The 442-nt window shown below is 39.4% G+C and carries 1 protein-coding gene; it reads left to right on the top strand.

Going from position 1 to position 442, the window contains the following annotated elements; all coding sequences use genetic code 11:
• Window positions 1-47: 47 nt before the first annotated feature.
• A partial coding sequence (locus ACYVTD_RS16875) for an acyl-CoA dehydratase activase-related protein (protein WP_461248804.1) occupies window positions 48-442 on the top strand: 395 nt, incomplete at its 3' end.

Genomic DNA, 442 nt, shown 5'->3' with positions numbered 1-442 from the left:
ACATTCCTTTTGATACGCCTATTTGCCACTGGTTCTCAAAAAGAGATATGCATTTCCAGCTTTGCCGTTTTATGAAAGAAACATTTAACATACCCGAAAAAACAGTTATGGCGGCAATTAAACAAGCGGAAAAAGCTCTGGAAGAATTTAACAACAATTTAGTTGATAACGGCAAAAAGATAATCGAAGATGTTGAACGTCAAGGAAAATTCGCCGTGGTTATCGCCGGGCGATACTATCAATATGACGAGCATATCAATCATAATCTTTCACGGTACTTTACAAGCCTTGGCATACCCGTATTAACGCTTGATTCCATTCCCGATCTTGGAAAAGTGCCTTTAACTAAATCTCGAGTAGAAATAACACATAATAACCACGCTAACTTGCTTTCAGGGGCTATTATCGCGGCAGAACACCCGGCGTTGGAATATGTTGATAT

The sequence above is a fragment of the Treponema sp. R6D11 genome, from assembly GCF_054786075.1.
The sequence above is the reverse complement of the archived record's forward strand: the minus strand, read 5'-3'. Positions and strand labels throughout refer to the sequence as shown.